This is a genomic window from Actinotignum timonense (genome assembly GCF_900155575.1).
Lineage (GTDB): Bacteria > Actinomycetota > Actinomycetes > Actinomycetales > Actinomycetaceae > Actinotignum > Actinotignum timonense.
Map to the genome: position 1 here is coordinate 89,984 of NZ_LT706966.1, position 26,779 is coordinate 116,762.

The window sequence follows — 26,779 nt, forward strand, 5'->3', positions numbered from 1 at the left end:
TGGTTTACTTGATGGTATCGATGACGGCCATGGCCTGCTTGCGCAGGGTGTCCGAGATCGGAGCGTTACCACCGTTGGCCGCGAAGGCGGCCTTCTGGCCTTCTTCGGAGACGACGTAGGTGAAGAAGGCCTTGACCAGTTCACCGGTGGAGGCATCCTTGTATTCCTGGCAGCCGATGAGGTAGGAGAGCATGACGACCGGGTAGGCACCCTTGACGGAGCCGTCACGCTTGAGGTCCTTGTTGAGAAGGGTGTCCGTGGCACCTTCGGCGGCCGGGGAGTCATCCACCACGCGGGCGGCGGCTTCCGGTTCGGGGCCGATGAACTCATCGCCAACCTTGACCTTCACCGGGGTGAGGGTTTCGATCTGGGAGTAGTCGGCGTAGATGATGGAGTTCGGGGTGGAGAGGGCCAGCTGAACCACACCGGAGGTGGATTCGGCGGACTGACCGCCCTGGATCGGCCAGGTTTCTTCCGAGCCGTAGGTCCAGACCTCGGGGGCGGCTTCTTCCAGGTAGGACTGGAAGTTACCGGTGGTGCCGGACTTCTCCGCGCGGTGGATCGGGATGATGGTTTCGTCCGGGAGCTTGACGCCGGAGTTGGTGGCGGCAATGGCCGGGTCGTTCCACTTTTCGATCTGGCCGGAGAAGATCTTCGCGATGGTGGGAGCGTCGAGCTTGAGCTCCTTGACACCTTCGAGGTTCACGGCGATCGCAATGGGGGAAATGTAGACGGGCAGTTCCACGGCAACGTCGGTCTTGCAGGTATTGGAAACCTGGGCGAGTTCTTCCGACTTGAGGGCCGAGTCCGTGCCGGCGTACTGCACCTGGCCGGAGAGGAACTGCTGGCGGCCGGTGCCGGAGCCGGTGGGCTCGTAGTTCACGGTCACGCCCGAGTTCGCGATGGTGAAGTTATCGCGCCAGGCCTGCTGGGCCTTCTGCTGCGAGGAAGCACCGGAGCCGGAGATGGTGCCCGAGAGGTTCGAGCCGCTGTCCGCGGCCTGGGTGGTGGCGTCACCCTTGGCAGCTTCGGTGGTGGCAGAAGTCGTTGCGTCCCCACCACAGGCGGAAAGGGTCAGAGCAAGAGCGGTGGCACCAGCAAGTGCCGAGATCTTCATGGTCTTCACTGTTTAATCCTTGCGTGTTCAGGAACGCCCGTTTCGGCGCTCGCTGGTTCGAGCCTAGGAAGCGAGGGTTACGGTCGCCCACACCGGAGGTAAACAGAAGGTTAACGGGCTTGTAGCATGTCTCACAGGATGCGGCCGCTAGGCACGCGGCCGTTGGGCACGGGCCGCTAGGGTTCAGTGTGGACGGGGCGGAAGCGTTCGACATCCACCGCGTGGTCGCCTTTCATGTGGACGACGAGGATTTCTCCGGTTTTGAGGTAGGGGTCGTCGTCGGGGAGCTTTTCTTTTACGTGGTGGCCGCCGTGTTTTTTAACGACGTCGATAACGGTACCCAAGGTGGGGCGATGCAAGCTGACCGCCGTGGGAGCTCCGGCATCGGTCAGAACCGCCTCGATAGTTTTACGTACTCCGGCGGGGTTCTTCGCGTGGGAGTGTTCGGTGAGGGCAGCGACGCAGGTGAGAGAGACTCCGGAAGCCTGTGCGTAGGGAGCGATGGTGGCGGTGCAGCGCTGCCAGGGGGAAGATACGAGGCGGTCCACGCCGTAGACGCTGAACACCGAGCTGATGGTGCGAGCCCGGGAGGCACCGTGCGGGGTGAGGGGCCGGGTTTTTTCACTTCCGTTCCACGCCGAACGTTTTTGAGCGCGGGCGTGGCGAACTAGCAACACCGCACGGGTGGCGAGTTCCCCGCGTTCCCAATATTTCAGGACGCGTTTGAGCATGCTGCGTTCGTCTTTATAGCTGAGTTTTTCGAGGGCGGTTTCTGCGTTCATCCAGCGCGACCGGGTGATTTCCCCGGGGTGTGCTGTGGGGAATTCCGGACGGGCGGCAACCGGCCGCGAGCGCTGGGTAAGCGGGCGGGCCACCCAGTAAAAAACTCGTTTTTTCTTACCCGAGGAGAGGGTGTAACCGATGGAGGGCAGGGGGCGCTGCAGGGCGATATGCTCACCGGTTTCTTCGTAAACTTCCCGCACAGCTGCCATGCGTGGGCCTTCGCCGGGCTTGTATTTACCCTTGGGGAAGGACCAGTCTTTGTAGCTATCCCGGCGTACGAGTAGCACCTGGAATTCGCCACCTTTTTTGCGCCACACAACGGCGCCCGCAGCATGAACGCTGCTCATCACTCCCCCTTCGGCATAGTTGGTACGGATATGTGCTGGCCCCGGTTTGCCTAGTCCCCTCCTGCCACGCGGGAGCGTGCTTGTTTCATGAGCAGCTCCTGGATATCGACGAGCGGGCGGCCCTTGGGGCTGAGGTTGTGGCGCACCCACCCGTCCGGACCGAGGTGCCACGAGCTGGTGGTATCCGCGGTGGCCACATCCACCAGTTCCACCAGGCGGTCCACCATATCCGGGTCCGTGATCTTGATGAGGGCTTCGATGCGCCGATCCAGGTTGCGATGCATGAGATCGGCAGAGCCGATGAAGACATCTGCGTCGCCGTCGTTACAAAAAGCGTAGATACGCGAGTGTTCGAGGTAGCGACCCAAGATGGAACGAGCTTTGATGTTATCGGAAAGCCCGGGGATGCCGGCGCGTAGGGCGCAAATACCGCGCACCTGGATGCTGACTTTCACGCCGGCTTGGCTGGCCCGGTAGAGGGCGTCGATGGTGGCTTCGTCCACGATGGAATTGACTTTGAATTTCACCCAGGCGGGTTTGCCAGCGTTCTTGTTTTCAATTTCGCGTTCGATCCGGTCGATGAGTCCGGAGCGGATGCCGGTGGGCGCCACGAGGAGCCGGTGGAAGCGTTCCTGCCGAGAGTAGCCAGAGAGCTGGTTAAAGAGCCGGGTGAGATCCTGGCCCACATCCCGGTTGGAGGTGAGCAGGCCCAGGTCTTCATAGCCGCGGGCGGTTTTCGGGTTGTAGTTGCCGGTGCCCACGTGGCAGTAGCGGCGCAGGCCGTCGGATTCTTGGCGGACCACCAGCGCGAGCTTGCAGTGGGTTTTCAGCCCGATCATTCCGTAGACCACATGTACCCCGGCCCGCTCGAGTTTGCGCGCCCATTCGATATTGCGCTGCTCATCGAAACGCGCCTTGATTTCCACGATGGCGAGGACCTGTTTGCCGGCCCGGGCCGCCCGGATAAGCGAGTTCACGATGGGGGAATCCCCCGAGGTGCGGTAGAGGGTTTGTTTGATGGCGAGGACCTGCGGATCCGCAGCCGCCTGGGCGATGAATTGCTGCACCGAGGTGGAGAAGGATTCGTAGGGGTGGTGGAGCAGCACATCATGATCGCGCAGCTTCGCGAAGAAATCAGCCGGTTTGGCTGATTCGGCATCCGTGAGCCCGGTGGGCGTGACGGGCACATACTTGGGGTATTTGAGCCCGGGCCGGTCCAGATCGTGGAGTTGCTCGAGGGATTGCAGGTCAAGAGGCGCGGGCAGCCGGTAGGTATCCGAAGGGCTCACGCTCATTTCCTTCTGAAGGAAGCTGAGGGTGGCATCATCCATATCCTCATCTACTTCCAGGCGCACCACCGGCCCGAAGCGCCGCCGAAGCAGTTCGCGTTCCAGGGCGGTGAGCAGGTTTTCTGCGTCGTCTTCTTCGACTTCCAGGTCTTCATTGCGGGTGACGCGGAAAGTGGCGTAGCTTTGCACATCCATCCCGGGGAAGAGTTCACCCAGGTGGTGCCCGATGAGTTCCTCCAGGGGCAGGAATTCAATATCGCTGCCGGCTTCCACCGGAACGTTTTCCGGGCTGTAGGCGGTGCCGTCTTCCCCGATCATGAGGAATCGCGGGAGCAGATCCGGCACTTTCACCCGCGCGAAGGCGGAGGAACCACGCCGGTCCTTGAGGACCACGGCGAGGTTGAGGGAAAGCCCTGAAATATAGGGGAAGGGATGGGAGGGATCCACGGCAAGCGGGGTGAGGACGGGGAAAATCTCATCCTTGAAGAGCTTGGAGAAGCGCTGCTGCACCTGGGCATCCAGCTCATTCCAGCGGCGGATAAAAACGCCCTGGCCTTCCAGTTTGGGCTTAATACCTTCCGAGTAGACCTTGGCTTGGCGCGCGGTGAGTTCATGGGTGCGTTCCGCGATACCCTTCATCACCTGGCGCGGGGTGAGGCCGGATGCCGCCACCACTCCGATGCCGGTATCAATACGGCGCTTGAGGCCGGCCACCCGCACCATGAAGAACTCATCGAGGTTCGAGGAGAAAATAGAGAGGAACCACGCGCGTTCCAGGAGCGGTAGGGTTTCATCTTCCGCCTGTTCCAGCACTCGCTCATTGAAAGCCAACCAGGAGAGTTCCCGATCCGCGAAGCGCCCTTCGGGAAGCTGGGATTCTTCCGGTGCTTTCGCGGAACGCTTGGCGAGTTTGCGCGATTCCTTGGCCATATCCGTGAGGGATTTGGTGGAGACCGGCGAACCGAGCCGCACCGCCTGGAGGAAAGTTTCATGCGGGGTGGGCTCCACGGCACTGGCGCCCTCCCGGGCCGCCAGGCGGGCGCGGGTAGCCGAAACGGCCGGTTCGGGTTGCAGTTCATAGCGGACATGCCGTTCGGCCTGCGTGAAACCGGCCTTCCCGTAGACATGCACCGCGGCGGAATTCGCGGCATCAACATAGAGGATGCAGCGCGAGAAACCCCGCGAGCCGGTGGTGACAAGCGCCCAGGCCGTCAGCAGTTTCCCGATGCCCTTGCCGCGGTGTTCCGGGGCCACCGCGAGCACGTAAAGTTCCAACACATTCGCTTCGCTCGGTTCGCTAGCTGCGCCGGGATCACTGGCCGCGTTCACTTCGGCTGCACCGGGTTCGCTGGCCGCGCCGGGCCCAGCCGTGGCACCCCCGAGCACATTCGGCTTGAGCCACACAAAGCCAACGAGTTCACCTTGGCAGCGCGCGGTTACCAGAAGTTCCGGAGTGAACCAGGGCGCTTCCATGCGTTCGCGCAGATCCTCCGCGGTGAGCTGGCCCTGATCGGGCAGATCCGCGAAAGCTTCCGCGTTGAGACGCGCAATATCCTCCAGATCCGCGGCCGGATCCACCGGCGCCAGCACGATTCCCGGCAGAGTCCACAGGGCCGGGGCAGGATTTTCTTCCGTAACCGGGCGCTCCAACACGAGGAGGGTGCGCCCTGGGTAGAGCTGGGATGATGCCGCGAGTTCCTGGGCGGCCGGCAAATCCCCGTGCGCCCATACTGCGGTTTCCCCCGCATCCAGAACGGTGCGCAGCAATTCCGTACCGGCGCCCTTGCCGCGGGCTTCCGGACGCACCGCCAATTCCAGATCCCCGGTACGCCCGGAATGAGCCACCCCAACCACGGGATCCCCGAGAGTCCACACCCGCGAACTTTCCGCGCCCGCGGCAATATCCAGAAGCGTTTGCTCACTGAACGGCGCGACGCCATCCGCCGCGAAGCATTCTTGGGCGAGCTGGTTAAAAAGCGCGGCCTGATCCGGCTGCGGTGTTCCGGCAACGATACTCATAGGAGGGCTCCTTTTTCCTGCTACCTCTTAACCGTAGTCGATGACTACGACAGAAAAGTTACGTCCAAGCAAACGAACGACGGCGCAGCTCCCCTTCGCCAGGGGCATCCTCCCCGATACCGTGAATTTCCGAGCAGGCCGGCGCTCCTCCAGGAACGGCCCCGCTCCGCTACGAAACCGCTACGAAAGCGTGCCGCGCACCGCCCGAGCCCCGGCAGCGCGGAATTCCCGCGCCGTTTCCAGCAGCGCCGCATCGCGGCGCGTGACCGGCGTGGCCAGCGGGTGCTCATCACTGGGAATCCAAAGCGGATCCACTTCGGCGAGAGTGTCACACAGGCGGGCCGAGCTGGCTAGCACCTCCGCGAAGTCCCCGCTGAAGGAACCGGCGAACACCTCATCCCAACTGGATTGCACTTCCCCGAGAGTGGGGGTTTTCTCCAGTTTCTCCGCGCCGTCAGCTCCCTGGGAGCCGAGTTTTTCCCGCGCGGCGGTGAGCCGCGCGGCGGCGTCGTTCGGGAAACGCCGCAACCATTCGCGCAGCAAGTAGCCGCGCCACAGCATTCCAGGCAGGGTGCTTTCCGGGGAGCGCGCCCAGGCTTCGGCGATGACGTCGATGCCTTCGGTGGCGACAAGGTCCAGCACGCGAGCGCGCACCTCTGGGTCCTCGGTGTGGTAACCGGCGCCGGGCAGGAGGGCCTGGGCCGCGGTGTGGGCGAGCTCGCTGTGGTAGGCGACGTCCGCTTCACCTTCGATGGACTCGAGCTGGTCCGGTTTCATCTGGGCCGGACGGCGAAAACTACTAGCCATAATTTTTTCTCCACTCGCTCGGGGCGCGCCAGTGCGCTCGCTCACCCTTCTATTGTCGCACCTCAGGGCGGGCCTTAGTGCGGCTTTGAGCTGTTTTCCGCCGATTACGTAAAGGAGTTGCGGGATGAGCGACAGCGCGCAAGTGCGGTTTTCCACACAGATTCCGCCCGATTTTTTACCAGCGGGCCAAAGCGCGCTACACTACTTCATGGGCCTCTAGCTCCAACGGTCAGAGCACTGGACTTTTAATCCAAGGGTTGTGGGTTCGAATCCCACGGGGCCTACCATTTTCTTCGCTCGTCGAGGGACACCACGTTATCCATCGCGCTCTTTTCCACCTGCGCTTCTGCCGTACTCGAATCCCCGAGCCACATATCGATAGCTTTCGCGGGGATCCCAAGAGTTTGGGACATTTTGAACGCCAGGGAGCGACTCCCCCACACTCGCGCGGCCGCTTGCCCGAAGAGCGACGGCTTTTCCACCTCGATGCGGACCGGCTCCGATTTTTTCCACCCGAGCGAGGACAATTGGATATGCAGGCTGCGGGCGCGGTCGGCGCTGATGATAGCGAGGCGTTCGGCGCGCACAATAAGCGCCGCCACGCTTATCCCGTAATCGGCTTTGACCTCCAAGAATCCGCGCATGGTTGTGTGCTCATCGATCCGCTCGCGCATCACTTTTTCCGGAACTAAGAGCGCGCCAGCAAAATCAAAGGCCCGGTTTTCTTCCGGGGAACGGGTACCCCTGATAGGCACTCGCAGATCGGCGTCGAAAAGGAGGTGCCCCAATTCGTGCGCAATGGTGAGGCGAGTTCGGCCGCCTTCCGTTGGGCCGGTCAACGCAATGAGCGGGCGGGAATTCTCCCGCATTGGAATGCTTGCGCCCAGATGCCCCGGGGTTTTCTGCGGACCCATCAGGTTGAGCACAACTCCGATGCCGAGGTTTTCCGCGAATTGAGTCATATTTCGGATAGGCGCATCTGCCGGCAGCCCCGATATTTTCCGCGTGTGAGAAGCCGCATCCTCCGGGGTCGCGAAATGTTTAGCCCTCAAAGTAGCCGGAAATTCCCGGAATCCGGAAGCTTTCGACGTGTAGTTCCATGCCCTGCTGGCTTCGCGGACGCTCTGGACCACCTGCCGTTCTGCCCGCGCCGGCGCCGCACTCTTTTTGCGGAAAGTTGCCACGGCGGTATCGAATGCCGTGGGTGGCACGCTGAAAAAAGTGAGGGGGTATTTGAAGACGCTGCTGGCTCGCGCGGCAAGACCGTCCGGAAACGGGCGAGTTTGATTGACGATCTGCGAAATAAAGGACTGCCGCACCCCCAAGGCTTCCGCAAGCTCAGTTTGGGTGAGAGCTTCAAGATCTTTGAGGAGCTCCAAACGCTCGCTATAAAAGACTGGCCCTTCCATCGCTTGCCTCGTTCTCTTCCTCCCAGCCCACGGGATTGAACCAATTCGGAATACTGTCCCCCTGCGCGAAAACTAAGTCATTGTACGCAATACTTGTGTCCGGACGGATATCTATGGAAAAGAGGGACTTGACAGGCTTACCGTATTCTCCTGCTTCCAGCGGAGCCACCAGCCGCGCCGTAAATCCTTGATCCATATTCTCAGGATCCTTGAAATTCCAGCCCATAATGAGGTTGAGAGTATCGCTCGTTATCTCCATATCCTTCGCCTGCGGATCAACGACAGGCAAGGCCAGCTGGCGGTTGAGCGTCTCGCTATTTACCTCATAATAATCGCGCCGCGCCCGGTTATAGCCGGCAATAGGGATACCGCCCGGATAATCCCAGCGCTCCTTGAGGATACGAATACGAACGTTTTGCTCGTGGTTCAGGATAATGAGCTGCCCCATTCTGCTACGATTGCCGCCGACGATGTACCCACCCGGCAAACCGCCTTGATCTAGACCGAGCCCCAAATGAGCCCGAACGGTCATTGACCGGTGCCAACCGTAATCTTCAGCGGGAAAATCTTTAGTGGCGTGGTCAGCCTTACTAATAGCCAGCGATAGGTAGTTGAACAGGACTGCCCCTACCTCATTTTCTGTGCGGTTACCCAGTTCCCACATATCGTCAGCGTTCATGCTCACACCCCCAATGCTTATATTATAAGCAGGAAAGTAACACTGGGACTAGATTCTATTTCGAAGTAGAACAGCGGCTTTCCGGCCTCTTACCGCCACGCTCTTCCCGCCGCTCCACCACCCGCAGCCCGATCACCGCGCCGACGACCCCGCACAGGAACACCGCTTTGGGCACGCTGAGTTCCTCCACTCCTCGCACGGCCGCGATTGCTACGGTGAGCACCGCGCCGGTCCCCGTCCATACCGCGTAAGCCGTGCCGAGCGGAATTTCGCGCAGCGCCCGGGAAAGCCCCCACATGGATACAATGAGCGCCACGCCGAACACGAGCGCCGGCAGCGGGCGGCTGAGCCCGCGCGAATCGCCGAGCGCCGTCGCCCATATTGCCTCGAAAATACCGGAACCCACCAGAATCGCCCAGGCCATTAGCTCACCACCTTGAGTCCCACCACCGAAGCGACGAGCACAATAAGCAGCAGCACGCGAGCGCGCGAGGTGCTTTCTTGGCCGCTCAGCCAGCCGTAGACCAGCGTGAGGCTCGCGCCCACGCCCACCCACACCGCGTAGGCCGTGCCGGTGGGGATGTCGCGCATGGCCCAGGCCAGGCCGAGCAGGGAGAGTGTTTGTGCCAGGAGAAAGATCGCGACTGGCCCGCGCTTGGAAAAATGTTCGGATTTTTCGAGGGCTGCCGCCCATACGGTTTCGAGTGCTCCGGAAAGGAGCAAAATAATCCACGCCATAAGAATTGCGGCCGTCTTTGCGCTGGGCGGGTACGGCTCCCTCGTCCGCGGCGGTTGGTGCGCCCGGGCCCAGGTTAGCACGGGCGCCGGGGAGTATCCTCGAAGCATGAATATCACCTCACTCACCGTTTCCGGCCGGCCCGTTGCCGCGCTCGATATCACCCCTTCCGAGCAGGGTTTTTGCCTTGTTGCGATCACTCACGCGAACGGCTCGGAGCAGCGCCGTATTCTTTCCGACGACGCCGCCCTCGTGCTGTCCGCCACCCCGGCGGGCGCTTCCGCCACCGGGGTCACGGCGCTTCTTTCCGAGCTGGGCGAGGGCGAGGTTGATGTTGCTGCGCTGGCCGGGCAGGTGGTGGCCTTGGGGACCGCTCGCTTCCAGGCCGGTGATCTCACCGACGGCCAGCTGGAGCTCACTCCGGTGACACCCGGGCGGGTGAGCGAACGGGATACTCCGCGTATTGTGCCTGCCGAGATCCTTGAGGGGCGCGATCCGGCGGCGGTGTTCCCGCGTATTCCGGACGGTTTGCCCGATGCGTGGAGCACGCCGGTGGGGCGTTTCACTCCCGAATATGAGGAGCGCGCCCGGGTGGTGTGGGAGACTCTGGCCGCCGCCGGCTACAGCCCCGAGTTTTGGTGGGCGGGCAGCGAGGATGGCGAGGTCATCGCGGTGCCCTTCGGGGAATGCGGGGAGGCTTTCCTCGTCGGCATCGAGGAGCCCGATGAGCAGGTGGAGATCGATGCGCATATTGCCGCCGGTGAGCTCGCCGAGTGGCTGGAAAGCGAAATTGACCTGCTGCGGCCAAATGAGTAGTGCGGCGGGGAGGCGGCATCGTCGTACCACCGCGCGCAGCGCGCCCGGCACGCCCCTGCATCGTAACGCACCCGCGCACTAACGCCCGCGCCGTAACGTGCCCGGCGCGGGCTGTTCTTCAGTAAGCTAAAGCTTGTGAAGGAATCAAAGAAGTCACCCTCCCTGATGGATCGGATTCGCTCGGCGGTGTCGCGGCGCGAACAGATTGAGCGCGTGGCCGAAGAGGCCGTGGAGCGTTACGCGAAGGACCCGGCTGATAGCGGCGGGCGTTCGCAGCGCACCGTTGTGGAGATTCATCCGGCCGGGGTGCAGCCGGTTCTGGTGACGTGGGGCGTGAGCGCCTGGCTCCTCATCGGCGTGGTTATTGCCATTTGGGGTATTTTCCACATGGCGGCATCGGTGCAGTGGGTGCTGGTGGCGGTGTTCCTCGGCCTGGTGATGACGTCGCTGCTGCATCCGATTGTTAATATTTTGGATCGGATTATGCCGCGGGCGTTGGCGACGGCGCTAGCGCTGCTGGGCCTGTTCGCGGCGCTGGGCGGGATTATTTATTGGATTATTGATTCGGTGGCGAATCAGTGGTCGAGCCTGTCCGAGCAGATGCAACGCGGTCTGGATGGCATTTTTAATTGGATTGCGAACGGGCCGATTCCGATTAATATTACGGTCGATGAGTTGCGCGAGGGCCTGAACGAGGGTATTGAACGTGCGGCTACGTACTTGCAGAATAACGCGGGAAATATTGCGTCGACGGCGCTTTCGCAGGCCGGCACGGTGGCTTTGGCTTTCACGTTGATCGCGCTGGCGCTTTTCTGCTCGATTTTCTTCTTGGCAGCCGGGAAAAATATGTGGCTGTGGTTTATTAATGTGCTCCCGGATCGGGCGCGGCGGCGCACTCACGCGGCGGCCACTGCCGGGTGGTACAGCTTCTCCGGTTACGCGCGCGGCACCATCCTTATTGCGCTATGCGATGGCGTGATGGCCGCGATTCTGCTGGTGGCGTGCGGGGTGCCGCTGGCCGCTCCCCTGGCAACGCTCGTGGTTATCGGCGCCTTTATTCCGCTGTTCGGTGCCCCTGCGGCCATGATTATTGCGGCGCTGGTGGCTCTGGCCACGAAGGGCGTGGTTATTTCACTGGTGGTGCTGGTGGGCGTGGCGCTGATCGGCCAGTTCGAGGGGCATGTGCTCCAGCCGCTCATTATGGGGCATCAGGTCTCGCTCCACCCGGTGGTGATTGCGGTGGGCGTGACGGCCGGTACGTTTGTGGCCGGGCTGCTGGGCGCAATTATTGTGATTCCGCTGATTTCGATTGTGTGGGAAGTGTTTAAGGTGCTGCGCCGCACCCCGGATAAGCCGCTCACGGAACTTCCCGAATTGGATCTGCGCGATTTGGCGGGGACTGCGGTGGCCAAGCAGCTGCTCGAATACAACGCGAAGGAGCTCAATACCCGCGCTGAGGAATCTCCCTCGCCGGTCACGGCGAGGGCGGCGTCGCACACCTTGGGTGGGGAGGAACGCGTGGTCGATAACGCGGATATTAATTCCCCCACGCCCGCAGCTCCGGAACCGGATTATGCTTTCGACCAGCCGAATTTCGAGGTGGACGGGGAGGAACCCGGCCCGGATTACAACCCGGTCAAGGGGTAGTAGCTCGGAGCTCACACCCAGCGTAGTCCACAAGCACGGGCGGCCTCATACCGAAGCCGCTCCTATACCGTTTGGGCGATGACGGTGATGAGGAGGATGACGAGGAGTGAGCCGACGGTGGTGATGATGACGGCGTCGCGGGCCATGGTGACGCCAGAGCGGTAGCGATGCGCGTAAACGAACACATTGTTCGCGGTGGGGAATGCCCCGATGATGGCGATGGCCATGAGGGCTTCGCCGCGCGCGCCCAGGAGGTAGCCGGCCCCGAAAGCAATAAGCGGCCCGAGGACTAACCGGCAGAAGATGCCGAGCATGAGGGGTGCGCTTTCACGCCCGAAGCGGGGTAGGCGCGCGCCGCGCAAGGACATTCCCATCGCCAGCAGAATAATGGGCACGTTCGCGCCTGCCATTTTTTCGAGAGGCGCGGAGATGAGTTCCGGGATGGGGATCTTGAGGAGGGCAACCATGAGCCCGGCGAAGACCGCGATGAGCAGCGGGTTTTTGAGGCGGGAGAGGATGGTGCGCCACAGCCCTTCGGTTTTCTTGCCGGTTTGGTTATCGAGGATGGAGAAGAAGACCGGCACCATCACGAGGATTTGGAAGAGCAGGATGGGTGCGGCGGGGGTGGGGTCGCCGGTGATGGCCACGAGGAAGGCCACGCCCAAGTTGCCGATATTGGTGTAGCAGGCAACGAGCGCGCCCACGGTGAGTTCGGTGCCGCGGCTTTTGAGTACGGTGGCGGCCAGGGCTGTGTAGATGAGTCCGGTTCCTACCGAGGAGATGATATTGGCGAGCCCGTTCACCCCGAAGAAGGATGCCGGGTTGGAGTTGGCGAGGGTGGTGAACATGAGGGCTGGCAGCGTGGTGTAGAAGACCAGCTGGGTGAGGGTGCGGTCGCTTCCCGGGGGTACGATTTTGCAGCGCGCGACGAGGTAGCCGACGAGCATAATCGCGATAATCACCCAAAAGTTGAGCAGTACTGAGGCCATAACAGCACTAGTGTAGACAGAGTTTTCCAGGCGCGAGGGTGCGTCTCGAGCGTGGAGGTGTGGCCCTATTTCCAGACTGCAGTAGCGCGTAGGGCGCGATGGTCGGAGAGCGGCAGGAAGAGGTTTTCCGCGGCGCGCACCTCAACCCCGGTTCCGAGGATATGGTCGATTTGGCTTTCTGGCTCATCGGAGGGGTAGGTGAGGGCTTCGGCGGCAGCTTCGAATCCGGTGGCCGCCAGAGGCACTTCACAGCCGCGGATATTGAGGTCCCCGATGATGAGCCGCGGGGCTTTCTCTAGCCCGTAACGCTGGGCGAATCCGGCGAGGGCTCCGGTTACGGTGCGTAGTTGCGTAACGTTGAGGCGGTACGTGTACGTGAGGTGCGTTGCAGCGACGACGACGGAGTGCCCTGGCGCCACCTTGATTTCGGCGAGGATCGCAACCCGGGGAATTTCACCGATCCCGATATTCGTCCGCAGGGTTTTCAGCCATGTTTCTTGCTGGTGGACGGGGAGGTTGATGACCTCGCGAGCGCCGATGGGGTAGACGGAGAGGAGCGCGGTGCCGACCCCGCGCGCTTCTCCTTTTTTGGTGGCACGGAGGCGGCCGCGCTCATTTTTGGTGGGCGCGAAGATGGCTTCGTGGTAGTTGCCGGCGGCGAGGAGGGGCGCGTAGAGGTCTCCGCCGGCGGTGGTGACTTTGACTTCTTGGAGGGCGAGGAGTTCCGGGCCGGCGGCGGTGATGAGCCGGATGGCTTTGCTGATGGATTCCCGCTGCCATGTCACTTTGTCCGTGCCCGGGCGCGGGCGCCGTGAGGGCTTACCTTGTTGGAGGTTGGCGGACATGACATGAAGGCTCGGCATGGTTTCTCCTTTGTCGCGACCCGGTGGACACCGCCACTCGGGGAGCTCCCCTAGGCGCGGTGTGCAACACGGGTGATTCTACCGAATCTATGCGGTTGTGGACGTGTTTGCGGGTTCGAAGGTGAGCGCGACGGAGTTCATGCAGTAGCGCTGGCCGGTGGGTGTGTGGGGTGCGTCGGGGAAGACGTGCCCGAGATGGGAATCGCAGGTGGCGCACCGGACTTCGGTGCGGGGGTAGCCAAGTTTGTAATCGACATCTGTGCGCACGGCATCGGTGCGGGAGGGATCATAGAAGCTGGGCCAGCCGCATCCGGCATCGAATTTGGTGGTAGAGCGGAAGAGTTCTGCCCCGCAGGCCCGGCACCGGTAGATACCTTCGCGGTTTTCATTCAGGAGTTCGCCGGTGAAGGGCGCTTCGGTTCCAGCTTGACGCAGGACCGTAAATTCGGCCGGGGTGAGGACCCGGGCCCATTCTTCATCGCTTTGCGGGAGCATCTGTGCCATGACTTTTCCTTTCTTCAGTTTCCTCATTGTCGCTGCTTTGTTTAGCTGCTTTAGGCTGCTTTGCGGTCTCGCTTTGCTTAGGTGCGCCAGCTTGCTTGGCTGTACCAGCTTGCTTGGCAGTACCAGCTTGCTTGGCGGTGTCAGCTTCGGTTGTTTCTCCAGCTACCGCCGGGAAGACGGCAGTGGGAGGCGCCGATGATTCTGAGGGGACTTTGCCAGCTTCGTGGACGGGTTCTTGCTGGCCGGTGCGGCGCGCAGCATTATGTTCGCGTTCTGCCAGGACGTCGGCACCCGGGCCGGAGAATTCTTGGCCGCGTTTTTCGGCTTGGATGGATCCGGTGAACAGCGAGGCTTCGTGGCCTTCCCGGATGCGGGTGGCCGGGCCTTCCCCACCGGCCGGGCTTTCGGGCCGCCTGGCTACCGGCACCCGCTCCGGGCGCACCGCCGCTTCAATATCAGATGCGGAGAGAATGCGGGTTTCTTGGTAGTCCTGCGGGTCGAAAGTGGTATCCGGTTCGGTTTGTTCTTGAGCACCGATGGAGGTGCGGGTGACTGGGCGAGCCGCGGGCTTGGCCGGCTTTTCAGTTTTCGTACGCTTCTCAGATTTCGTACGCTTCTCAGATTTCGTGCGCTTCTCAGATTTCGCGTGTGCCTCGGACTGCGCGAGCTCCTCAGATTCGGCACGGTCACCAGAGTTCCCGGCCACCGATTTCTTGGATTCCTCAGGCTCCCCCTCGGCTTCGCCTGATTCACCAGCCGCATCGCTTCCTGCCTGCTCCGAGCCAGTTCCCTGCTGCTCCGAGTCGCTTTCCGCGGCAAGGATGCCGGGGGCGGACGAGGCTGCGTCGTCGTTATAAAAACGGGTGTGCGGGAAGGCATCCGGGGCGTTGTTCTGCAACCACACGATGAGCTTTTCGCGCACGTGGTTACGCAGGTCGGTGAGTTCGCCGGGTGAGGAAGCGGAGACTATCGCGGAGACTTGTAGGCCGTTGGGGCTGGAGGCATCCCCTACCACGAGGATGCCGGTATCACCATCCCAGAGGTCAGTATTGGCGAGGATGCGGTCAAGTTCGGCACGTAGTTCCGCGATGGGTGCGCTCCAGTCCAGTTGGAGGACCACCGATCCCATAATGTCTAGATCACGGCGGCTCCAGTTTTCGAACGTGGTGGAGGTGAGTTTGTTAGAGGGCACGATGAGGCGCCGGCCGTCCCAGACTTTGAGGACCACGTAAGAGAGCGTGATTTCCTCAACTGTGCACATATTCCCATCCCAAATGACGATGTCATTGACGCGGATGGAATCAGAGAAAGCCAGCTGCAACCCGGCGAACAGCGTGCCAAGAGTGGATTGCGCAGCAATACCAACAACCAGGGAGATCACGCCCGCGGAGGCGAAAAGTGAGGCGCCGGCGGCTTTTGCGCCCGGGTAGGTCATGAGCATGGCGGCCAGGCCGATCACGATAATGAGGGCTACCGCCAGGCGCCGCAGAATCTGAAGCTGGGTTTGCACCCGCCGATAGCGCGTTTCCGCTACCCGCTCCACGAATTTGAGGTAGGAGCGTGCTGCCCCGTTCACCACGCCGACAAGCAGCCAGGTCAGACCCGCGATAATGAGGAGCAGCAGCAGGTGTTTGAGCACGGGTGACCAATTAGGCCGATCCTGTTCCGGGAAATTCTCCATATAGGAGAACAGCCCGAAGCGCGCGCCCACCACCGCGAGCGTGAATTGCGCGGGCACCTGAATGCCGCGCACCACATCGATAAGCCCGGTATGGCGCCGGAAACCGGCCTTGACCACCGCCACGATAACCACGGCGATCACCCAGCCGATGAGGGCACCCAGCAGGCACACCCCGAGCAGCTGCGCGATATCAACCGTGGCAGCCACGGCCTGTTCGGCAACTTCATGCAGATCCGAGGTGGGGGTGGGTTCCGGCGTGGGCGCCTCACTTTCCGCCCGCAGCCAAGGCGCGAGCGAGAGAGCTTTCCAGGCGGCCGGGGCCACCGCGAGTACCGATGCGTTCATGTCTGAAAGCCTAGTAGGTGGCTACGACAGAAAAAGCGGCGTCGAACTCCTTTCGCCTCCGGCGTGAGACCGCCGGGAAGCGCTCACAAGGCTCCTATCTGGTACGACGCCGCCCTCGCGCAGCGTGGTCACCTCCCTGAAAGGCGCGGATTACCGCGGAAAACTCGCTTGGTGATCGAGAACACCCTCGTTCAATTTGCTAAGACCTGGAATCCTACGTAAGCTTATACCCGTTCCCTCAGCGGGGACGCTTTGAGAACAACGTTCTTGAGCCCCCATCGTCTAGAGGCCTAGGACGCCGGACTTTCACTCCGGTAACACGGGTTCGAATCCCGTTGGGGGTACGCGATGGTTATTTGCCTAGCAAATGGCCCCGTAGCGCAGTTGGTTAGCGCGCCGCCCTGTCACGGCGGAGGTCGCGGGTTCAAGTCCCGTCGGGGTCGCGAAGGAAGAACGCCCGGGAAACCGGGTGTTTCTCTTTCGGCTCTGTAGCTCAGTTGGTAGAGCGTTCGACTGAAAATCGAAAGGTCACCGGATCGACGCCGGTCGGAGCCACCACCTCTCCCCTTTGCTATAACAAGACTTTCTCGCATTCACACCACCTCCTTATCCATGTTTTGGTGACCCTGTTCGAGATACCACATGCCTTCCCGCAACCAACGAGCCGCTGAAACACCCGCCAAACTCGGGAGCCTCCACGGTCGCAGCACTTATCGCTGGCGGATTGCTCGTGGCCGGTAGCGGCGTCGTCGCCACACACAAGAACCACCAGCACCCGCAAGCTAGGACTAACGGCACGCACCCACCCGCACCACATCCGTTATTTTCGATAAACAATAAGACGATTCCGATCACAAATCACCACCACAAACGGCGATTTTCCGCCACTTCACACTCGCCGCACGCCAACTTAGCGACACCCTAAAAATGGGTCTTGACACACCTTACCGGCCTGGGACTAAAGTACTAACCGAGCCGGCGAAGTGGCCGGCGACTCACTACTAAAAGAGGTGATTTTTAATGGCGAAAATTCTGATGGTGCTGTACCCGGATCCCGTGGACGGCTTCCCGCCCAAGTACATTCGCGATTCCATTCCCACGATTGATTGCTACCCGGGCGGCTCCAGCACTCCTACGCCGTCGGGCATCGATTTCACCCCGGGCGAGATGGTGGCGTGCGTCTCCGGCGCCCTGGGCCTGAAGAAGTGGGCCGCGGATAACGGTCACGAACTCATCGTCACCTCCGATAAGGAAGGCGAGAACTCGGAATTCGAGAAGCACCTCCCCGATGCGGACGTGGTTATCTCCCAGCCGTTCTGGCCCGCCTACCTGGGCAAGGATCGCCTGGAGAAGGCCAAGAACCTCAAGCTGGCCATCACCGCCGGCGTGGGCTCCGATCACGTGGACCTCACCGAAGCGATGAAGCGCAATATCACGGTTGCTGAGGTCACCTACTCGAACTCGATTTCGGTGGCCGAGCACGCGGCCATGACCATCCTCAACCTGGTGCGCAACTTCGTTCCCGCCCACCGCATCGTCACCGACGAAAAGGGCTGGAACATCGCCGATGCCGTGAAGTGGTCCTATGACCTGGAAGGCATGGACGTGGGCGTTATCGCAGCCGGCCGCATCGGCCGCGCCCTGCTCAAGCGCATGAAGCCCTTCGATGTGAACCTGCACTACTACGATCTGTACCGCCTCGATCCGAAGACGGAGAAGGAACTCGGCGCCACCTACCACGAGACCGTTGAGGACCTCATGCGTAGCGTGGACGTGGTGTCCATCCACTCCCCGCTCACCTCGGATACCTACCATATGGTGGACGAGAAGATGATCAACTCGATGCGCCGCGGTTCCTACATTGTGAATACCGCCCGCGCGGAGATCGTGGTGCGCGACGACATTGTCAAGGCCCTCGAATCCGGCCAGCTCGGCGGCTACGGCGGGGACGTGTGGTACCCGCAGCCCCCGGCCGAGGATCACCCGTGGCGCACCATGCCGCGCAACGCGATGACCCCTCACACCTCCGGTTCCTCGCTGTCCGCACAGACTCGCTACGCTGCCGGTACCCGCGAAATCCTCGAAGATTTCTTCGCTGGCCGCCAGCTGCGCGATTCCTACATTATCGTCCAGGGTGGGGCGCTCGCCGGAACCGGCGCGAAGTCCTACACCACCGACGGTAAGGCCAGCCCCGGATCCACCGGTAAGTAAAAGGTAGAGCGTTCTCGCTCTATTTCTAGCTCTCGCAAGTCCTGAACTCTCCATCGGCGCCGCGTAGCGAACCGCGATCTTCCCTCGGGAATCCGATTCGCTCCGCGGCGCCGGTGTCGTGTGCGGATGTTTCGCGGCGGTGGCGTGCGCGGGCACCTCGCGGTGCCCTTCGCGCGCGTGTGCGTGTTTTCCGTTCCGCCGCACGGCCCCCTTTCACGCGGGCCAGCTTCTTCCCACTATGCATCCGGCGTACGCCCAGGAACGGCCACTAACCTGCGCTCCGGGAATTATCCCTTTCACTTTCACGGTCGAAACAGAAAGAGACTCTTATGCGCACATCGGCACTCCTCATGACGGGAGCTCTGCTGGTCCCGTTCGCCGCCCAGGCCCTGCCGGTTCTCAGCCCCGCTCCCGCCGCCGCCAGCGACATCGCCCCCGGTAATAGTTCCGCAGCTCAGCTCGCTGAGGCCCGTGCCCGGCTCACCGCCGCAATTAAAGCGCGGGACGCCATCCTCGCGGAAATAAAAGCGAGCGGCGCGAGCCTCGCGGATATTCAGAGCGCCGCGCAGGCTTACGCGCGGGCAAACGCGCAGGTGGAGGCCGCGCAACAGGCGTATGATGCCGCGGTAGCGAAAGCTTCCGGTTTCGATTCCGCAAAGAAGGGGTACGACGACGCAGCTTCCGTCATGCCCCAACTCACCAAGAATGCTGAGTCCGCGCGGGCCCGCCGCGATGCCGCGCAGGCCTCCTACGATAAGGCCATTGCGCCCAATCCCGAAGCCGCCAAAGCCGCCCAGGAAAAAGTGGATGCCGCCCGGGCCAAGCTTGAAGAATCCAAGGCTGCGGCGAAGGTGCAGTGGGATCGGGGAGCCCTCGGGTTTTACGAAGCCCGCAACGCCCAGAAGGCCCTCGATGTTTTCACCACCAATACGGAGTACCAGGGTAAGCCGCTGGCTTCCTATACCCACCCGGGCGCGGCCGATGATGCCACGAACCTGGATTCCATGGCGAAAACCCTGAGCCTCATTACGAAGATCAACGAGCTGCGCGCCGCGCACCAGCTTGAGCCCCTCAAGGTCACGGACTACCTCATGGCGGTTGCCCAGCTCCAGGTCAATGCGCAATCTCGCACCAATAAAATGACGCATATTAAAGCGTTCAACGTGGCAGAAAATCTTGCCTCCGCGAACTACCCCGGCGATGAGCTTTCCCTCAAGCTCTGGTATCACAACGAAAAAGCCCTCCATGATCAGGGCGTCACGGACTTCGCGAAAGTCGGACATTACCTTAATATTGTCAATCCCAATTACTCCGTAACGGGAATGGCTTTCGCCCCTAATATCCAGGCGAATACTTTCGATCACACGCCTCTTTACGGGGATAACTCGCAGCCGCAGACGGTTGCGGACTACTCTGCCGCGCTGCAGAGTTATATGAATGGTCTCAAGGATGAGATGGCCCAGGGATCCTCCGTGGCCCGCACGGCTCTGGCAGATGCGACGGCCGAACTCGAAGCAGCTACCAAGGGCGATCCCGAATCCTTGGAGGCTCAAATCGCGAAGACGCAACTAGAAACTGCCGCCCGAGAGTACGACGAGGCCAAGGCCGCGCTCGATACCGCGCAGACGAAGCTCACTGCCGCGACCGCAGCTTATGAGAGCGCGAAGGCCGCGAAGCAAGCCGTCCAGAAACTGGCCGAGCAGCTCACCGTCGCTCAGGGCGAGCGGGATCGTGCCGCCGCCCGCGCCGCGCAGCTCGGGGAATTCGGCGAGCGGCTCGCCGCCGCGGAGGCCGATGTGGCGCGCGCCCAGGCCGATGTAGATCGACTTTCACCCGCGCCGGCGCCGAAGCCCACGCCTACACCCGGCGCGCCCGGCACGAACGTGCCCACTCCCAATAATCCCGCCACCGGCAATATTTTCTATGTTTCCAATGATTGGACCTCACGCGAGGCCGCCAGCGTATTTTCCTACGGGCGGGCCGGCGATGAGGTGCTCGTCGGCGATTGGGACGGCGATGGTAAGGATACCTTCGCGGTGCGCCGCGGCAATAAGATCTACGTCAAGAACAGCGTGGATGGCGGAGCTGCCGATGTGGAATTCGCCTACGGCCGCGCCGGCGATGAAATCCTGGTAGGCGATTTCGATGGCGACGGCAAGGATACCTTCGCCGTGCGGCGGGGCAATACTTTCTACGTCCTCAATTCCCTGCACGGCGGGGAGGCCGACCGGGTGGTCCACTACGGGCGCGCGGGCGACACCGTCCTCACCGGCGATTTCGACGGGGACGGCAAGGATACCTTCGCGGTGCGCCGCGGCAACCTGTACTACGTCAAAAACGCCATCGCAGGCGGCGCCGCGGATACCGTTTTTTCTTACGGCCGTGCCAGTGACGCCACAATTTTGGGCGATTTTAACGGCGACGGCGTAGATACGCTGGCGGTACGCCGGGGCAACACCGTTTACGTGAAGAATTCGCTGGCCGCCGGAGAAGCGGATCAGGTCCTCACCTACGGGCGCACCTCCGACCAGCTCTTCGTGGGCGATTGGGACGGCAACGGCACCGACACCCCCGCCGTCCGCCGCTAAGGCACGCCCCACGAACCACGCTGCCGAAGTGGCGCGCTGCACTAGCCAAGGCGAGCTTTAGCTAGCGCGCCACTTCGCCGCCGGAGATCTCCGCGATGGTGAGTTCTTCGCGGGTGGGCCCGCCTTCCCAATCGCCGATGGTGCCCACCGCGAAGGCCCCGAGGAGGTGCCCGCGGTCCAGGCGTTCCGCGAAGGAAAGCCCCTCGAGCCACCCGGAAAGATAACCGGCCACGAAGGCGTCACCAGCCCCGATGGTATCCACAACGGTCACCCGCCGCCCGGGCCGTTCCACCGACTCGGTGGGGGTGGTCACGCGCGCCGTCGTCGAATCTTTCCACACCACTTCCGAAACGCCCCAGTCCAGCAAGCGCTGAGTCGCCGCGGCCACCTCGGATTCGCCGGTGAGCAGCTCCAGTTCCTCCGTGCCGCCGAAGACCACATGCGCCCCGCGCGCGATCTGCGCGAGCACCGGCGCTGCATCCTGAGCATTCCACAAGCGCGAGCGGAAATTGACGTCGAAAGAGACCGGTACCCCGCGCTCCCCGGCCAGCTCCACGGCGAGCATCGTGGCGGCGCGCGCTTCCTCCCCTAGCGCCGGGGTGATGCCCGTCAGATGCACGATTTTTGGCTCCAGCTCAAACATGGCGCGGATCTGATCAGGGGTAATGAGGCGCCCGGCGGAAAACTTACGATGGTAATCCACCGCGAACGTCCCCAGCCCAGCGTGGCGCGACACCAGCACCCCGGTGGGCGCGGTGGTGATCTGGCGGGCGTGATCCCAGCGCACGCCCTCGCCCCGCAGGGTTCGCATAATCATGTACCCAAACAGGTCCTTGCCGACGCTCCCGACCCACGCGGTGGAATGCCCCAACCGAGCCATTCCGATGGCCACATTCGTTTCCGCGCCGCCGAAGGACGCGCGCGGCCGCGCCCCGATCTGCGGGGATTCCGTAAAGGTCAGAGCCCCCATCGATTCGCCGAAAGTCACCAGATCCGTCATATTTTTCCTCCTTGATGACGACGCCGCCCGCGCCCCGCCGCCCCGGCCTGGTGTGCCGGAGTCGCGCGCGTGGCGGTCACCATAGCCATCATATCGAGGGGGAGTCCGCGCGGGCGGAGAGGCCCGGCGTCGTCGTTAAGAAAAGGAAAAGCGCGGCGACCGGGCCGTGCAGGGACGCACGACGGCGCGAACGAGCCGCGAGCGCGCGCGTGAATCTCGGCACATCACGGCCCCCAGCACCGCACCTAACTAAAACATCGCCGTAGTTTTACTGTATCTTTACTAATGGGAGCGGGTTCCACGCACCCCTCCCGCAAGCTTTGCGTGAATCGCGCGGGCCCGGGCAGATCGCAGACCGCGAGCGCCCGCGCATCGCGCCAAGCGCAACTATCGCAACCGTAGGAGGGACGATGAACGCATATACGCCGTGGACCATGCTGGTCGACGCCGGAATGATTGGCCTGCTGCTCGCCATTGGGGTGTTCCTGCGCGCCCGGGTGAAGTGGCTGCAGAATATGCTGGTTCCCGCCTCGGTGATTGCCGGTGCGCTGGGGCTGGTGCTCGGCCCGAATGTGCTGGGGGCGGTAGCGGAAAGCCGCGGCTGGCATATCGGGTCCTGGCAGGTGACCGGGATTCCGTTCTCCGAGCATATGGGCACGTATGCCTCGATTCTTATTGTTATTGTGTTTGCTTGCATGGCCCTCACCGATGATTTCGATATTCGCAAAGTCAATAAAGCGGTGGGCGGTTTTGCTTCCTACGGGGTGCTTATGTACGGGGCGCAGGTGGCGCTCGGTATGGCTTTCGCGCTGCTGTTCCTCACCCCGGTGCTCGGTTCGCCGGATGTGCTGGGCATTATGCTGTTCACCGGCTGGGCGGGCGGTTTCGGTACCGCGGCAGCCGTGGGCAATATTTACGCGGAAAATGGGCAGCCGGAAGTGGCCTCGCTGGCTTTCACCTCGGCCACGGTGGGGCTGCTGGTCGGGGTGGTCGGCGGGATTATCCTCGCGAAATTCGGGGCGCGGCGCGGGCAGGCCAAGGCTTTCCGCGGTATGGATTCCCTGCCCGATGAGCTCCTCACCGGGGTGCTCGATGCCAATAAGCGCCGCCCGGCCCTGGGCTACCACACCTTCTCCGGCGGTTCGATTGAGACGCTCTCCTTCGAGGTCGGGATTGTGAGTCTGGTGGCGGTGGCCGGCTACGGGATTGGTCAGCTCCTCAAGCACCTGTTCCCCGGTATTTCCTTCCCGCTTTTCGCCATCGCTTTCCTGGTGGGGATCGTGGTGCGGATTGTTATGAACGGAGTGGGGGCCTCCCACCTGCTCGACGCGGGCACGCTGCGCTCGGTTTCCGGGCTGTGCACGGACATTCTGATTGTGTGCGGTATTGCTTCGATTCAGCCGGAATTTGTTTCCGACCACCTGCTGGCCCTCGGCTTGCTGTTCCTCTTCGGTCTTATTCTGTGCACGGTTTTGGGCCTGGTGGTGGCTCCGCGGCTCATGGGCGAGGGCTGGTTCGAACGCCAGCTCTTCACCTGGGGGTGGGCTACCGGCTCTGTTTCCACCGGCCTGGCGCTGCTGCGCATCGTGGATCCCAAGCTGGAATCGGGCACCATTGAGCAATTCGGTTACGCCTATCTGCCGGTGGTTCCGGTGGAGATTTCCGCGGTGTCCTTCGTGCCGGTTATGGCGTTGGCCGGGATGGGCTGGGCCGTGGTGGGCGTCTGGGGTGCCATCGCGGTGCTCGGGTTGCTCGGCGGCTGGTGGGTGGTGCGCTCCGGGCACGCGAATACCCACGGCGAGCCCGGCCCGGTGGGCACCCTGGGTACCGGGTTTACCGGCTAGCGCGTTTCGGCTCGCGTGCGGCTCGCCTGGGGTTCGCGTGCGGTTGCATGCGGTTGCATGCGGGTGCGCGCGGGTACGCGCGGGTACGCGGGTGCGCGGTTCGCCCACCCACTCCAGTCCGTGCAACGCGGCCCGCTTCGCTACCATGGTGGCATGAACGACGACGCTGCCACCTCCCCGACCGCGAACTCTCTCACCCAGCGTTTCCTCTCCGCGGTGGAAGACCTCCGGGCTGAGCTCGATCATGCCACCGGCCTGGATTCGCGTGGTTTCGGGGATGCCTGGGCGAAGGCGTACGAAAAGCGGGTTCCCGCCGTCGTTCGCAATAACAACCTGGGCGAGGTACTGCGCAATCTGCGCAATACCATCGCGCATAACAACTACAAGAACGGCCAACCCATTGCCACCCCGCGCGCGGACCTGGTCGAAGCCGCCGAGCGGCTACTTTTCCAGGTGCGCAACGAACCGCAGATCCAAAACTTCATGATTCACGACGTCGCGACCGTCTCTCCCGTGGATACTTTCGCTACCGTCGCCGCTATTCTCGACGCGCACGGCTACGCCCAGCTTCCGGTGGTGGATGGCTCCACGATTATCGGGCTGCTCACCACCAATATGGTGGCCCGCTGGGTGTCCGGAATGGTGACTGCCGGGAAAGAATCCCAGCTGGCCGACGTGCCGGCCGGGGATATCCTCGCCCACAGCGGCACGCACGACGCTCCCCTCTACGCCAAACCTTCCGATAGGGCCATGGCAGTATGCACAGCCCTGACCGACCGCGGCCATCCCGCAGTGCTCATCACTCGCACCGGGGATGCCACCGGGGTGCTTATCGGGCTGGTGGCCCGCGCGGATGTGGGGCGGATTTTCAGGGACATCGCCATCGCAAGGTAAGCGGGCGGGGCGGGAGGCTGCGGCGTCGTCGTACTATTCTGTGGTGCGGCGGCGCGCGAGCGATGCGGGGACCTGCGCACGCACGAAACGCTACCCGCGCGCAGCGGCACGCACACATCAGCGCTGCGCCCTCGCGAGGCGCGAAACCACCGCGCCCTCGCTCAGGAAGAGATTTTCGCCTTCCCGTTATCTATTTAAAGCTTTCTGCGGCACACTAGAATGTATCTATCGCCACGTTATTGGCTGACGCAAAGGGGATGTGATGGCGCAAGAAGATGTTGAGAACGCACGGGCAAGCACCACCGGGCCGCTTCCGGGCTCCGGCTACGTGGCGTCCTCCTCCGAAGAAGCGCGGGCAGCCGCGGCGCGCGAACCGAACCGCCGGACCGTGGGTGAATTGTTTTCCTCCGCCACGGCGCAATTCTCCACCCTGGTCCGCGACGAAATTCAGTACACCCAGGCCAGTCTCAAGCACAAGGTCCTCAACCTCGGGATGGGCGGGGTGCTCCTCGCGGTGGCCGGGGTGCTGGCGCTGTTCATGCTCGGTTTTCTGCTGCACGCGGCGGCGGCCTTCTTTACGGTTGTGTTCGGCGGGCGCTGGTGGGCCGGTTACCTCGCGGTCGCCGGAATTCTGCTCCTTATTATTGCGGTGCTCGCGCTGCTGGGGCTGCGCAAACTCAAGAAATCCGGAAAGTATCCAACTAATCTTGTTGGCGGCCTGAGCAAGGACGTCGACGCCGTGAAGAAAGGCCTGTCGAAGTGAGCGCTTCCGATAACCGTAAACCTGAGGACATCCAGCGCGATATCGAGCGCACCCGCGCGGAGCTGACCGCCACCGTCAATGAGCTGGTGGATCGCCTGGATCCGCGCACGAATATCAAGAACGCGACCGATGCCGCGAAGGACAAGATGGCCACCACCACGGCCACGCTCAAGGACAAGGCCTCCGCTTTTGCCGAGGCGGCGAAGGATAAGGCTGCGGCTTTCGCAGATAGCGCGAAGAGCACCGCGGCGGATGCCTCCGCCAAAGCCTCTGCAAAAGCCTCGGATTTCGCGCATACCGCGANAGATGGGTATAAGGGACAGCGTTGAGGCGGTTGCTGAAGGCGCCGCGTGCGGCGGCGGTTGCGGTTGTGGCGGCGGCGACCACGATTTCGGCGACCACGCCTGTGAGTGCGGTGGCGGTGCGTGCGGTGGCGCGCATCATTACGACGACGCCGCCACCGGCCACGGGTGCTCAGGCCACTGTTCCGCCGGTCATTCCTTTGCCGGGATTCCCTCGGCCGCGCAGGTAGCCCAGGATGTTATTGACGATGCTCGGCGCGGGGAACAAACCGGGCTCGCCGTGGTGGCTGGCCTCGGCGTTGCCGCCCTGGGTGCAGTCACGCTGCTGGGCAGTGCCCTCTTCGGGCGCGGGCGCCGGCGCAAGTAACCACGTGGCGCGTGACACCTGTCGCGGGGTTCGTGGCCGCTTTACAGGCCATCTACCTGGGAAAGGTGAGGAGCGCCGTACTCTTTCCGCGTATGTCACATAGCCATATATAGGCCATAGCGGCTAATATAGGTCACGAAATAGTAAACCGGGCCAGATGAGCCCAGATGAGATGAAGGGGGTCGAGCTCATGGGGCGCGGCCGTCAGAAGGCTAAGCAGCGTAAGGTAGCCCGGAATCTCAAGTACTTTACACCGGATACTGATTACGCCGCTCTCGAGCGTGAGCTGGGTATTAATCGTGATGAGCGCCAGGAATCCCACTACGATTCCTCGGATGATCCGTATGCTCGTTACGCCGACTACGCAGATTACGACGAGTCAGATGACAATGAAGATGACTGGGCGGATGACTACGATCCGAACAATATTCCACCAGCCACCAAATAGGTACTCATTCCTGTAACGAACGTGCCGGCGGCCCCAGGGCTGCCGGCACAATTGTTTCTGAGCCAGCCCCGGAAACGAAGTGTCTATAAGAGCACCGCTTCTGGGCGATTTCGTGTCTCTTACGCCCACTACGCGGGATGCGTTGTCTGGAATGCACACTTCGAGGAGGCGAGAGGCCGGGCCGGATAACAGAATGTACATGGGTGACAGTTTTTCCGCGATTTAATGTCCGTGGCGTACATTCTGTGTTAGCGACGGTCCGAAATGCACCTTTTGCAGCCCTGAATCTTGAAAATGGCCCATTCCGCCGACCCCGCCCCGCCCGAGGCGG

At 62.3% G+C, this 26,779-nt stretch carries 23 protein-coding genes and 4 tRNA genes; 14 read left to right on the forward strand and 13 right to left on the reverse strand.

Annotated features, from left to right (window positions below; all coding sequences use genetic code 11):
* Positions 1-4: 4 nt before the first annotated feature.
* The 4 genes from pstS to CZ322_RS00405 form a co-directional block, all read right to left on the reverse strand.
* The gene (pstS, locus tag CZ322_RS00390; RefSeq protein ID WP_035276844.1) at positions 5-1,117 is read right to left on the reverse strand and encodes a phosphate ABC transporter substrate-binding protein PstS; all 1,113 of its coding nucleotides are present in this window, start codon (positions 1,115-1,117) and stop codon (positions 5-7) included.
* Positions 1,118-1,293: 176 nt separating this feature from the next.
* Positions 1,294-2,247: an NUDIX hydrolase gene (locus CZ322_RS00395; protein WP_087069755.1), complete on the reverse strand. Its 954-nt coding sequence runs from the start codon at positions 2,245-2,247 to the stop codon at positions 1,294-1,296.
* Positions 2,248-2,297: 50 nt separating this feature from the next.
* A complete protein-coding gene (locus CZ322_RS00400; protein ID WP_087069756.1) occupies positions 2,298-5,555 on the reverse strand; it encodes an RNA degradosome polyphosphate kinase in 3,258 nt (1,085 codons plus the stop codon).
* Positions 5,556-5,735: 180 nt separating this feature from the next.
* Positions 5,736-6,362, reverse strand: a complete 627-nt coding sequence (locus CZ322_RS00405; RefSeq protein ID WP_087069757.1) for a hypothetical protein — start codon at positions 6,360-6,362, stop codon at positions 5,736-5,738.
* Between the two features lie 210 nt (positions 6,363-6,572).
* Here CZ322_RS00405 and CZ322_RS00410 point away from each other — a divergent pair.
* Positions 6,573-6,649 (forward strand) — tRNA-Lys (locus CZ322_RS00410).
* Here CZ322_RS00410 and CZ322_RS00415 read toward each other — a convergent pair.
* The 4 genes from CZ322_RS00415 to CZ322_RS00430 are packed head-to-tail and all read right to left on the reverse strand — an operon-like array spanning position 6,644 to position 9,188.
* Positions 6,644-7,771 carry an XRE family transcriptional regulator gene (locus CZ322_RS00415; RefSeq protein WP_087069758.1) on the reverse strand — a complete coding sequence of 376 codons (1,128 nt, stop codon included), beginning with the start codon at positions 7,769-7,771 and terminating at the stop codon, positions 6,644-6,646. The two genes, CZ322_RS00410 and CZ322_RS00415, sit on opposite strands and share 6 nt — an antisense overlap.
* A complete protein-coding gene (locus CZ322_RS00420) occupies positions 7,749-8,456 on the reverse strand; it encodes a hypothetical protein (RefSeq protein WP_159454959.1) in 708 nt (235 codons plus the stop codon). Before CZ322_RS00420 ends, CZ322_RS00415 begins: the two co-directional genes overlap by 23 nt.
* A 49-nt stretch (positions 8,457-8,505) precedes the next feature.
* Complete coding sequence (locus CZ322_RS00425) at positions 8,506-8,874, reverse strand: DMT family transporter (RefSeq protein ID WP_087069760.1); 369 nt, start codon at positions 8,872-8,874, stop codon at positions 8,506-8,508.
* Positions 8,874-9,188: a DMT family transporter gene (locus CZ322_RS00430; protein ID WP_087069761.1), complete on the reverse strand. Its 315-nt coding sequence runs from the start codon at positions 9,186-9,188 to the stop codon at positions 8,874-8,876. The genes CZ322_RS00425 and CZ322_RS00430 overlap by 1 nt, the downstream gene beginning before the upstream one ends.
* 106 nt (positions 9,189-9,294) lie before the next feature.
* On the opposite strand from CZ322_RS00430, the gene CZ322_RS00435 reads away from it, so the two are divergent.
* A complete protein-coding gene (locus CZ322_RS00435; protein ID WP_087069762.1) occupies positions 9,295-10,002 on the forward strand; it encodes a hypothetical protein in 708 nt (235 codons plus the stop codon).
* A 135-nt stretch (positions 10,003-10,137) separates the two neighbouring features.
* Positions 10,138-11,649 carry an AI-2E family transporter gene (locus CZ322_RS00440; RefSeq protein ID WP_234984394.1) on the forward strand — a complete coding sequence of 504 codons (1,512 nt, stop codon included), beginning with the start codon at positions 10,138-10,140 and terminating at the stop codon, positions 11,647-11,649.
* A gap of 62 nt (positions 11,650-11,711) precedes the next feature.
* On the opposite strand, the gene CZ322_RS00445 is transcribed toward CZ322_RS00440, so the two are convergent.
* The 4 genes from CZ322_RS00445 to CZ322_RS00460 form a co-directional block, all read right to left on the reverse strand.
* Entirely contained in the window at positions 11,712-12,638 is a 927-nt protein-coding gene (locus tag CZ322_RS00445; protein WP_087069764.1) for an AEC family transporter, read from the reverse strand.
* A 65-nt stretch (positions 12,639-12,703) separates the two neighbouring features.
* Positions 12,704-13,501, reverse strand: a complete 798-nt coding sequence (locus CZ322_RS00450; RefSeq protein ID WP_143231791.1) for an endonuclease/exonuclease/phosphatase family protein — start codon at positions 13,499-13,501, stop codon at positions 12,704-12,706.
* A gap of 87 nt (positions 13,502-13,588) precedes the next feature.
* A complete protein-coding gene (gene msrB / locus CZ322_RS00455; protein ID WP_087069765.1) occupies positions 13,589-14,005 on the reverse strand; it encodes a peptide-methionine (R)-S-oxide reductase MsrB in 417 nt (138 codons plus the stop codon).
* Entirely contained in the window at positions 13,977-16,031 is a 2,055-nt protein-coding gene (locus CZ322_RS00460) for a mechanosensitive ion channel domain-containing protein (protein WP_087069766.1), read from the reverse strand. Before CZ322_RS00460 ends, msrB begins: the two co-directional genes overlap by 29 nt.
* A gap of 271 nt (positions 16,032-16,302) precedes the next feature.
* On the opposite strand from CZ322_RS00460, the gene CZ322_RS00465 reads away from it, so the two are divergent.
* The 5 genes from CZ322_RS00465 (at position 16,303) to CZ322_RS00485 (ending at position 20,830) form a co-directional block, all read left to right on the forward strand.
* A tRNA-Glu gene (locus CZ322_RS00465) sits at positions 16,303-16,375 on the forward strand.
* 25 nt (positions 16,376-16,400) lie between these two features.
* Positions 16,401-16,474: transfer RNA gene (locus CZ322_RS00470), tRNA-Asp, on the forward strand.
* A gap of 39 nt (positions 16,475-16,513) precedes the next feature.
* Positions 16,514-16,589: transfer RNA gene (locus tag CZ322_RS00475), tRNA-Phe, on the forward strand.
* A gap of 462 nt (positions 16,590-17,051) precedes the next feature.
* Positions 17,052-18,242 (forward strand): NAD-dependent formate dehydrogenase, encoded by a 1,191-nt coding sequence (locus CZ322_RS00480; protein ID WP_026428718.1) that lies wholly within the window; start codon positions 17,052-17,054, stop codon positions 18,240-18,242.
* A gap of 329 nt (positions 18,243-18,571) precedes the next feature.
* A complete protein-coding gene (locus CZ322_RS00485) occupies positions 18,572-20,830 on the forward strand; it encodes a CAP domain-containing protein (protein WP_087069767.1) in 2,259 nt (752 codons plus the stop codon).
* Positions 20,831-20,891: 61 nt separating this feature from the next.
* Here CZ322_RS00485 and CZ322_RS00490 read toward each other — a convergent pair whose 3' ends face one another.
* Entirely contained in the window at positions 20,892-21,830 is a 939-nt protein-coding gene (locus tag CZ322_RS00490) for a sugar kinase (RefSeq protein ID WP_087069768.1), read from the reverse strand.
* A 410-nt stretch (positions 21,831-22,240) separates the two neighbouring features.
* Between CZ322_RS00490 and CZ322_RS00495 the strand changes: the two genes are divergently transcribed.
* The 6 genes from CZ322_RS00495 to CZ322_RS00520 all read left to right on the forward strand — a co-directional run bounded on the left by CZ322_RS00495 (position 22,241) and on the right by CZ322_RS00520 (position 26,448).
* Positions 22,241-23,674, forward strand: coding sequence for a sodium/glutamate symporter (locus CZ322_RS00495; protein ID WP_087069769.1), 1,434 nt, complete (start codon positions 22,241-22,243; stop codon positions 23,672-23,674).
* Positions 23,675-23,827: 153 nt separating this feature from the next.
* The gene (locus CZ322_RS00500) at positions 23,828-24,568 is read left to right on the forward strand and encodes a CBS domain-containing protein (RefSeq protein WP_087071110.1); all 741 of its coding nucleotides are present in this window, start codon (positions 23,828-23,830) and stop codon (positions 24,566-24,568) included.
* 262 nt (positions 24,569-24,830) lie between these two features.
* Complete coding sequence (locus CZ322_RS00505) at positions 24,831-25,331, forward strand: phage holin family protein (protein WP_087069770.1); 501 nt, start codon at positions 24,831-24,833, stop codon at positions 25,329-25,331.
* Positions 25,328-25,660, forward strand: a complete 333-nt coding sequence (locus CZ322_RS00510; RefSeq protein ID WP_087069771.1) for a DUF3618 domain-containing protein — start codon at positions 25,328-25,330, stop codon at positions 25,658-25,660. Before CZ322_RS00505 ends, CZ322_RS00510 begins: the two co-directional genes overlap by 4 nt.
* The gene (locus CZ322_RS00515) at positions 25,638-26,000 is read left to right on the forward strand and encodes a hypothetical protein (protein ID WP_087069772.1); all 363 of its coding nucleotides are present in this window, start codon (positions 25,638-25,640) and stop codon (positions 25,998-26,000) included. The genes CZ322_RS00510 and CZ322_RS00515 overlap by 23 nt, the downstream gene beginning before the upstream one ends.
* A gap of 172 nt (positions 26,001-26,172) precedes the next feature.
* Positions 26,173-26,448, forward strand: coding sequence for a DUF3073 domain-containing protein (locus tag CZ322_RS00520; protein WP_375713969.1), 276 nt, complete (start codon positions 26,173-26,175; stop codon positions 26,446-26,448).
* The last annotated feature ends 331 nt before the right edge of the window (positions 26,449-26,779 follow it).

Excerpts from the sequence above, each read along its gene's own strand:
- CZ322_RS00480 (WP_026428718.1), top strand. The coding sequence starts at position 17,052 with ATGGCGAAAATTCTGATGGTGCTGTACCCGGATCCCGTGGACGGCTTC.
- CZ322_RS00425 (WP_087069760.1), bottom strand. The coding sequence starts at position 8,874 with ATGGCCTGGGCGATTCTGGTGGGTTCCGGTATTTTCGAGGCAATATGG.
- CZ322_RS00395 (WP_087069755.1), bottom strand. The coding sequence starts at position 2,247 with ATGAGCAGCGTTCATGCTGCGGGCGCCGTTGTGTGGCGCAAAAAAGGT.
- CZ322_RS00515 (WP_087069772.1), top strand. The coding sequence starts at position 25,638 with ATGGGTATAAGGGACAGCGTTGAGGCGGTTGCTGAAGGCGCCGCGTGC.
- CZ322_RS00520 (WP_375713969.1), top strand. The coding sequence starts at position 26,173 with ATGAAGGGGGTCGAGCTCATGGGGCGCGGCCGTCAGAAGGCTAAGCAG.
- CZ322_RS00495 (WP_087069769.1), top strand. The coding sequence starts at position 22,241 with ATGAACGCATATACGCCGTGGACCATGCTGGTCGACGCCGGAATGATT.
- CZ322_RS00430 (WP_087069761.1), bottom strand. The coding sequence starts at position 9,188 with ATGGCGTGGATTATTTTGCTCCTTTCCGGAGCACTCGAAACCGTATGG.
- CZ322_RS00500 (WP_087071110.1), top strand. The coding sequence starts at position 23,828 with ATGAACGACGACGCTGCCACCTCCCCGACCGCGAACTCTCTCACCCAG.
- msrB (WP_087069765.1), bottom strand. The coding sequence starts at position 14,005 with ATGGCACAGATGCTCCCGCAAAGCGATGAAGAATGGGCCCGGGTCCTC.
- pstS (WP_035276844.1), bottom strand. The coding sequence starts at position 1,117 with ATGAAGATCTCGGCACTTGCTGGTGCCACCGCTCTTGCTCTGACCCTT.
- CZ322_RS00490 (WP_087069768.1), bottom strand. The coding sequence starts at position 21,830 with ATGACGGATCTGGTGACTTTCGGCGAATCGATGGGGGCTCTGACCTTT.
- CZ322_RS00415 (WP_087069758.1), bottom strand. The coding sequence starts at position 7,771 with ATGGAAGGGCCAGTCTTTTATAGCGAGCGTTTGGAGCTCCTCAAAGAT.
- CZ322_RS00445 (WP_087069764.1), bottom strand. The coding sequence starts at position 12,638 with ATGGCCTCAGTACTGCTCAACTTTTGGGTGATTATCGCGATTATGCTC.
- CZ322_RS00485 (WP_087069767.1), top strand. The coding sequence starts at position 18,572 with ATGCGCACATCGGCACTCCTCATGACGGGAGCTCTGCTGGTCCCGTTC.
- CZ322_RS00435 (WP_087069762.1), top strand. The coding sequence starts at position 9,295 with ATGAATATCACCTCACTCACCGTTTCCGGCCGGCCCGTTGCCGCGCTC.
- CZ322_RS00505 (WP_087069770.1), top strand. The coding sequence starts at position 24,831 with ATGGCGCAAGAAGATGTTGAGAACGCACGGGCAAGCACCACCGGGCCG.
- CZ322_RS00450 (WP_143231791.1), bottom strand. The coding sequence starts at position 13,501 with ATGCCGAGCCTTCATGTCATGTCCGCCAACCTCCAACAAGGTAAGCCC.
- CZ322_RS00460 (WP_087069766.1), bottom strand. The coding sequence starts at position 16,031 with ATGAACGCATCGGTACTCGCGGTGGCCCCGGCCGCCTGGAAAGCTCTC.
- CZ322_RS00400 (WP_087069756.1), bottom strand. The coding sequence starts at position 5,555 with ATGAGTATCGTTGCCGGAACACCGCAGCCGGATCAGGCCGCGCTTTTT.
- CZ322_RS00405 (WP_087069757.1), bottom strand. The coding sequence starts at position 6,362 with ATGGCTAGTAGTTTTCGCCGTCCGGCCCAGATGAAACCGGACCAGCTC.